8 protein-coding genes and 1 pseudogene are annotated in these 7,568 nt (G+C 54.3%); 4 read left to right on the top strand and 5 right to left on the bottom strand.

The window, feature by feature from the left end:
- Positions 1-377, bottom strand: a pseudogene (locus ADINL_RS13330) (hypothetical protein); the annotation flags it as partial.
- Between the two features lie 45 nt (positions 378-422).
- On the opposite strand from ADINL_RS13330, the gene ADINL_RS13325 reads away from it, so the two are divergent.
- Together ADINL_RS13325 and rsmD are read left to right on the top strand one after the other, a co-directional pair.
- A complete protein-coding gene (locus ADINL_RS13325; protein ID WP_036549062.1) occupies positions 423-1,613 on the top strand; it encodes a hypothetical protein in 1,191 nt (396 codons plus the stop codon).
- Between the two features lie 20 nt (positions 1,614-1,633).
- Positions 1,634-2,311, top strand: a complete 678-nt coding sequence (rsmD, locus tag ADINL_RS13320) for a 16S rRNA (guanine(966)-N(2))-methyltransferase RsmD (protein ID WP_051632827.1) — start codon at positions 1,634-1,636, stop codon at positions 2,309-2,311.
- On the opposite strand, the gene ADINL_RS16070 is transcribed toward rsmD, so the two are convergent.
- Positions 2,300-2,911 (bottom strand): TetR family transcriptional regulator, encoded by a 612-nt coding sequence (locus tag ADINL_RS16070; protein ID WP_051632826.1) that lies wholly within the window; start codon positions 2,909-2,911, stop codon positions 2,300-2,302. The two genes, rsmD and ADINL_RS16070, sit on opposite strands and share 12 nt — an antisense overlap.
- 275 nt (positions 2,912-3,186) lie before the next feature.
- Between ADINL_RS16070 and coaD the strand changes: the two genes are divergently transcribed.
- Entirely contained in the window at positions 3,187-3,675 is a 489-nt protein-coding gene (coaD, locus tag ADINL_RS13310; protein WP_036549060.1) for a pantetheine-phosphate adenylyltransferase, read from the top strand.
- Between the two features lie 23 nt (positions 3,676-3,698).
- Positions 3,699-3,950: a YfhL family 4Fe-4S dicluster ferredoxin gene (locus ADINL_RS13305; RefSeq protein WP_036549058.1), complete on the top strand. Its 252-nt coding sequence runs from the start codon at positions 3,699-3,701 to the stop codon at positions 3,948-3,950.
- 39 nt (positions 3,951-3,989) lie between these two features.
- Here the strand turns inward: ADINL_RS13305 and ADINL_RS13300 are convergent, their stop codons facing one another.
- Genes ADINL_RS13300 through ADINL_RS13290 form a run of 3 tightly spaced genes read right to left on the bottom strand, consistent with a single transcriptional unit; the run spans position 3,990 to position 7,506 of the window.
- Complete coding sequence (locus ADINL_RS13300; RefSeq protein WP_036549055.1) at positions 3,990-4,499, bottom strand: DUF501 domain-containing protein; 510 nt, start codon at positions 4,497-4,499, stop codon at positions 3,990-3,992.
- A gap of 23 nt (positions 4,500-4,522) precedes the next feature.
- On the bottom strand, positions 4,523-6,592 hold the full coding sequence (gene recG / locus ADINL_RS13295; protein ID WP_036549052.1) for an ATP-dependent DNA helicase RecG: 2,070 nt from the start codon (positions 6,590-6,592) through the stop codon (positions 4,523-4,525).
- Positions 6,592-7,506: a hydrogen peroxide-inducible genes activator gene (locus ADINL_RS13290; RefSeq protein WP_036549050.1), complete on the bottom strand. Its 915-nt coding sequence runs from the start codon at positions 7,504-7,506 to the stop codon at positions 6,592-6,594. The genes recG and ADINL_RS13290 overlap by 1 nt, the downstream gene beginning before the upstream one ends.
- Positions 7,507-7,568: the final 62 nt, after the last annotated feature.

Below are 7,568 nucleotides of genomic sequence, written 5' to 3'. Positions count from 1 at the left end.
GGCTCTGGCTCTGGCTCTGGTTCGGGTTCGGGTTCGGGTTCGGGTTCGGCAAAATCCTCCGCAACCGTTTCGATGACGTCACTTTCACTCTGACGCACCTCGGCTGCCGGAGCTTCAACCTCAACAGGTGTTTCTATTGCAGCCGATTCTTCAACGTCGACAGGTGTTTCAACTTCGACAGGCGCTTGCTGCGGCTCCTGATCCACGACAGGCTTGGGCTGATGGTCGGCAACAGTCGGTTCGGCATCGACATCCTTAGGTTTTTTGCGCAGCACAATAACCAGAATAACCAGAACCAGTGCCAATCCGGCAATTCCATAAGGCAAAAAGGCTGGATCAAGCCCCATATTGAGCATCCAGGTATTAATTGATTCCATAAAACTGTTCAGTCCGCCTGCTAATAGTGGATATGAGTTAAAATTATGCGTTATCTTAACACAGAGCAGCAGCGGACAAACCTGATCGGAACGAATATGGCAGCAGCAACCTATAAACCTCTGTTCAACCGGCGCTACCTGTTCTGGTTGATGTGGGCCGTTGCCCTGGTGATTGTGCTGCTGCATGCCACCGGGCGCGAAACACCGCATACGCCAGCAGAAATCAGCTGGCAACCACAGCCGCCACACTGGCACCTGTTTATTGCCAATGTTGAACAGCATCAATTACAGGCATCGTTGAACCTGCCGCCCGGCTGGAATCTGAAAGGCCAGCAACTTCGTGCTGCCTTGCAAGTGGGTATAGAGGACTGGCTGCTGCAGCCTGACATAGAACAACAGCTGACGGACTATGGCTGGCAAGCTCAGCTACTGATGGACAGCACTGGCCTGCGCCTGCAGCTGGCTCTGCCACACCCACCTGCTCACACTCAACTGGACTGGCTCTCTCAGGCACTACCGCAGCTGTCAGATTCGCTGACGCCTCAGCAACAACAGCGCTTGATGGCAGAATGGCGTCTGGATCAACAACAGCCCGAACCTCGTTTACTGGCAGAATTTGCTTCCTGGCTGTTCCCCACACCTCCGGAGTTGCCCGCCTGGACCCTGATATATCAGAGTGACACAGTCCTCCCCATATCTGCGACATCAGCAATCCTGCCAGATCTGCACACTTCACCCCTCAGCCATTCACATCAGCGTGAAGAACGGGGTTACGTCAACCAACCCTATCAACTGCTGGGCTGGTCCGTGCCACTGGCGACCAGCACAGACAGTCTGGTAACTCGCCGGGCAGCAGTGATCGCTTTGCAACAGATACTGGATGGTTTGCCAGATACTCACGAATATCGACTGATCTGGAATCCCTTGCCACCGCAAAGCTATCTGGCACTGATTGTCAGTGGCGCGGCAGATCAAGAGCTGGAACGACAGCTGCGAGAGCTGATTCTTGATCCCGCTTCTGATAGGCTATTTCAAGAAGCGAAGACTCGCCTTCAGGCACAAGACCCACAGGTTCGGGAATGGCTGGAGCTCACCGCACGGCTACAGTTGGCAACTGGTAATGAAACAGACTACACAGCTGCTTTTCAGCAACTCACGACCGATGCGATACGCCAGCAACTGCTGATATTGATGAATCCGGCACACCAACTGAACCTCATGCTGAAACCTTACTGATAGCGGACACCGCCAAGACTATGAGCCGACGTAACAGTGCCGCACGCAGCCGCACACCCCAAACACACGACAACAGCTCCACGCTGAGAATTATTGGCGGCGAATGGCGCAGCCGCAAACTCCCTTTTCCGACACTGGAGGGTTTGCGTCCTACACCTGACCGGGTTCGGGAAACCCTGTTCAACTGGCTGCAAACCAGTACCCCAGGGGCCGCTTGTCTGGATCTGTTTTGTGGTAGCGGCGCGCTGGGGTTTGAAGCGCTGTCACGTGGTGCAACCTCTGTCACTTTTGTCGATCAGGCTCCCGAAGTGGCGTATCAAATTCGCCAGAACCTGCAACAACTGAAAGCACAAAATGCTGAAGTCACCTGCAGCAATGTCCTGGACTGGCTGGAAAGTAAGGTCGCTGACCAGGAGGCACGTTACGATCTGGTCTTTCTGGACCCGCCTTTCAACCGCGACCTGATCCGTCCTGTGGTAACGCTGCTGGAATCGCGTGGTTTGCTGAACAACCAGTCGCTGATCTATATCGAGAGTGAAAGTCACTGGGTTCCGGATGGCATTCCTGCAAACTGGATTTTGCACCGTGAAAAACGGGCAGGCCAGGTCTGCTACCGCCTGTATCGACGCAATGAAACCCTCACCGCTGAAGACGACCTGATATTCAGCCCGGAAGAGGGGTCTCCGCTAAGCTCTTAGCCCATCAAGCAGGATACCACTCAAGAGCTGTGCAGCTTCGATGCTGGCCTGCTGGGGCGGCATACGCACAACAGATTGCACCAGACTGTGCAGCACCCCAGCCAGCACTTCAGATGTCGGATTCAGTGGCAATTTTTTACGCAGCTGTTTTTTCTTCTTTGCCTGCTTCAGGAAATAGTGAATATGCTCAACGATCTGTTGCAGGTCTTCCTCTATCTGAGGCTGCAATGTTGCCAACTCAACCGGGACAGCGGATGCAAAAAACAGTCGATATGCCTGACAAGCCTCCGGATGCTGTACAAAGACGCGCACGACGCCCAGCAAGTAATCCTGCAGGGCCTGCAGCGGGTCTTGCTTGGCAGATTGACGCTGTTCAATATACTGCAGTTCAAAAGGATGATTGGCGACCAGATACAACTGCTGCAGCAAATCATCACGATTGCGAAAATGCCAATAGAGCGCACCATGTGTCACACCACAAGCGGCAGCAATTTCTTTTAACGAGACTGCATTGACACCCCGCTCAGCATATAAACGCATCGCTGTAGACAGCAACACAGCCCGGGTCTGCGCAGCTTCTTCTTTGGTTCGTCTTGGCATAAGGCTTCCTGATTCCCGCATCCGTATTTATAAATTATAGGTTCCATGTATAAATCTAGGTGTTACAACAGGCACTTGGCAAGCGACAAAGCAGGTTTTCATCAAATTGTCATGTTTCAGGGCCCAGCCTGAAAAACCACACATATAACCATATTTTATATTTTTTACTCTTTATATTACTTTTTGAGCTCATTACATGCTTTTTTTATATTTGTGCCTGGCGGTCGTTTCCGTTAACATCCGCGCAAATACTCAGCAGATATTCTGAGGCTCTTATGAACACGGCAGTCTATCCCGGCACCTTCGACCCCATCACCAATGGGCATACGGATCTGGTCGAACGGGCCAGTAAATTGTTCGACCAAGTGGTGGTTGCAGTTGCAGAGAGCCCGAAAAAACGCCCTCTTCTCCCACTGGATCTGCGTGTGAAACTGGCCGAAACCTCTCTCAGCCATCTTGGCAATGTCCGGGTGGTCGGTTTTAACAGCCTGTTGACCACTTTATTACAGCAGGAAAGAGCCAATATTATTCTGCGAGGACTGCGAGCTGTCTCTGATTTTGAATATGAGTTTCAGCTCGCAAATATGAACCGAAAGCTGAGTCCGAATGTCGAAAGTTTATTCCTGACGCCAGCAGAGCATCTCACCTACATCTCTTCGACACTGATCAGAGAGATCGCATCCCTGGGTGGAGATGTCAGTCAGTTCGTACACCCGGATGTTTCGGATGCATTAATAAAATACCTGAGTTCAAACAACGTATAACGACGAGTCAATGAGGTAGCCGCATGGCCTTGATCATCACCGATGAATGCATCAACTGTGATGTATGCGAACCGGAATGCCCGAATGAGGCAATTTATCCGGGTGAAGAGATTTACGAGATCGATCCGAACAAATGCACCGAGTGCGTGGGCCATTATGATACACCCCAGTGCGTAGAAGTTTGCCCGGTTGACTGTATCCCAAAAGATCCAGAGCATGTCGAAACTGAAGAGATGCTGATGGAAAAATACAAGCGCCTGACCGGCCAGTCATGATATCAACTGGACAGCTCCGGCTGTCCAGTACCTTTCCCACTAGAAGTGAATACTCAGCTGGTCAAGACCGAACTCGGCATCCATACGCTGTCCGACCAGATTTTCCGCAACCAGGTGATGAGCATACTGCATGTGCAGGCAACGCACCTTGTCCCACTGCGCGATTCCGCCAATACCCAGCGTATTGAACAACTCAGCAAATCCTTGTGCTTCGAGCGCCGCCCGATCCTCAGCAAACATCAGCTGCCAACGCCGGGCAACATAATCCGCCTGTTGCTGATGATAGCGTGCGCGCAACTCATCATCCTGCTGCAGCTCCGCCTCGATGCTTTTGATCCAGCCACTGCTTTCAATCCGTGCGATCGCCTTGTCCAGATCCTGACTGCATAGCCAGTACAGCGTCGGAAAGGGCTTATTGGCAACCAGAGAGCGCATCTGCAGTACGACCGGCACCCCGGCATCTGTCGCATGGGCAATCGCAGCAATACCGCGAGGCTTGCGTCCCAGTTGACGGGTTATGATTTCCAGTTGTTCGGGTGTCGGTTGCATAAAACTCTCACGCAAAAATTCAATTATACCTGAGCATAGCTGGTACTGCTGCCCATCCAGCGTTCAATCAATGCCGCTGCCAGGTCCGGGCGAGACTGAAATGCCTGAGCCAGACCCTGTACCTGGGCTAGCAGATCCGCATCACGCTCCAGATCTGCTATACGGAACTGCAACATACCGGTTTGGCGTGTACCCAGCACTTCGCCAGGCCCCCTGAGCTGCAGATCTTTTTCCGCGATACGGAAACCATCGGTGGTTTCCCGCATGACGTGCAGCCGCTCACGTCCCTGACGTGACAGAGGCGGATGATACATCAGGACACAGAAACTCTCGACAGATCCCCGTCCGACACGCCCCCGTAGCTGATGCAGCTGCGCCAGCCCGAGACGCTCCGGATTTTCGATGATCATCAAACTGGCATTCGGGACATCGACACCCACCTCGATCACTGTGGTGGCCACCAGCAGATCCAGATGGGCACTTTTGAATTCTGCCATCACTGCCGCTTTCTCAGCCGCCTTCATCCGCCCGTGTACCAGCCCGACCCGCAAATCAGATAGCTGTTCTGCCAGATAAGCTGCTGTGACTTCAGCCGCCTGACATTGCAGTGCTTCCGATTCTTCAATCAGGGTACACACCCAGTAAGCCTGCCGCCCCTGACTGCAAGCCTGGCGTACCCGTTGCACCACTTCATCCCGTCGACTGTCGGGAATCACCAGTGTTGTCACGGGAGTTCGTCCGGGTGGCAGCTCATCGATGATTGAACAGTCCAGATCGGCATAGGCACTCATGGTCAGCGTTCTGGGAATCGGTGTTGCTGTCATGATCAGCTGATGTGGTGCACGATCACCTTCCGCACCTTTTTCACGCAGACTGAGGCGCTGATGTACGCCAAAGCGATGCTGTTCATCAATAACCACCAGCGCCAGGCGCGCGAAGCTGACCTCCTCCTGGAACAGGGCATGGGTCCCGACCACCAGCGCCGCCGAACCACTGGCAATTTGCTCCAGCTGCTGTCGTCGCTGGCGTCCTTTAACCTTACCGGCCAACCAGGCCACATCGATACCCAGCGGTGCGCACCACTGACTGAAATTATGATAATGCTGCTCCGCCAGGATTTCCGTAGGCGCCATCACTGCCACCTGGAAACCGGCAGCAATCACCTGTACGGCGGCCAAGGCAGCCACCAGCGTTTTGCCTGAGCCAACATCACCCTGCACCAACCGCAGCATGGGTACGGGCTTTTGCAGATCTTCAGAGATCTCTGCAATCACCCGCTGTTGCGCAGCGGTCAGTGCAAAGGGCAGTTGTTGTAAAAATGCAGCAGCATGCTGTGGCGCCAATGGGATCATCCAGCCGCCCTGCTGCTGAATCTGCTGACGCACACGGGTCAGCGATAGGTGATGCGCCAGCAGCTCTTCCAGTGCCAGACGACGCTGTGCCGGATGACGACCCGCTAACAGCGCCTGCTGATCAACATCCGGAGGTGGCTGATGCAGAAAGCGCAGTGCCTGCAGCAGCTCTGGCAGCGCTTGTGTGCGTCGCAGTGATTCGGGTAACAGGTCGGGAAGATCATCAGGCCCCAGACGCACTAACGCCTGTCGCACCAGGCTGCGCAAACGCACCTGCGTCAGACCTTCAGTCATCGGATACACCGGGGTCAGCGCCTGTTCGGGTGTCGGAGCAGGCTGACCGGCAGTGAGTACCTGGTACTCCGGGTGAATCATTTCCAGACCGGCGCTGCCTGGGCGCACTTCACCAAAGGCTCTGACACGAACACCTGTTTTCAGGGCATTTTTTTGCGCCGCATTGAAATGAAAGAAGCGCAGGGTCAGCTGCCCACTGCCATCCTGTAAACGGCACAGCAGGCTGCGGCGCCGGCCATTCACCACATCAGCGAGACGCAACTCCCCTTCGACAAGTACTTCAGCCCCAGGTTGCAAGGCACCCAGAGGATACAGACGGGTACGATCCTGATAGCGCATCGGCAGATGGAACAGCAGATCCTGAAGGCTGTTGATGCCCAGACGCTCAAGCTTGAGAGAGAGGGCTGTGCCCACCCCCTTCAAGGCAGTAATCGGCACCGCCGTCATCAGGACTCCGGCTGCGGTGCCCGTAACTGACAGCGCTGCACAGCCTGCACCAGCACTTCAATTGCTTGCGGCCTTGGGAAGCTTGCCCGCCATGCAATCGCCACCTTGCGCATCGGGCGTGGTTCGGTAAACGGGCGCACCTCAACCAGATTGCTGGACGGATGCCCTTCGATGGCGGATTGAGGCAACACACTGCAACCCAACCCGGAGGCCACCATCATCCGAATGGTTTCCAGTGAGCTGCCTTCGGTAACGGTGTGCTGATTATGGAAGGATTGATTCAGTGTTGGACAGGCTTCCAGTACCTGATCACGGAAGCAATGCCCTTCACCCAACAGCAGCATACGCAGATCACCGATCGCTGAAGGGCTGATCTCTTTTTGCTTGCTGATCGGATGCCCCTTGGGCAAGACCATCTGAAAAGGCTCTTCGTAGACAGGCCGCGTCAGGACATCCGGCTCATTAAACGGCAGCGCAATGATAATCGCATCCAGCTCTCCGTTGCGTATCTTGTTACGCAGCGTTTCAGTCATGTTTTCTTCAATATACAGCGGCATCTGAGGTGCCAACTGCTGCACTTGAGGAATCAGGGCGGGAAACAGATAAGGGCCGATGGTAAATATCGCACCGACACGCAGGGGGCTGGCCAACTGATCCTTGCCCGCACGTGCCAGTTCCCGAATGGCCTCCGCCTGTTCGAGAACTGTCTGCGCCTGACGCACCACCTTTTCACCGACCGGTGTGACCCGCACAGCACTTTTGCTGCGCTCGAATAAGGCGACGCCCAGTTCATCTTCCAGTTTTTTTACCGCAATCGACAGCGTCGGTTGAGAAACAAAGCAACGCTCCGCCGCGTGACCGAAGTGCTGCTCCTGGGCCAGGGTTACGATGTAACGTAACTCAGTGAGTGTCATGCAGTTTCCTTAGACTCTAATCGTCGTGACGCTGTTAATATAAACCAGACACCCGGCACCAT

The organism is Nitrincola lacisaponensis, from assembly GCF_000691225.1.
Taxonomy (GTDB): Bacteria; Pseudomonadota; Gammaproteobacteria; order Pseudomonadales; family Balneatricaceae; genus Nitrincola; species Nitrincola lacisaponensis.
This window is presented reverse-complemented; position numbering and strand designations above follow the sequence as displayed.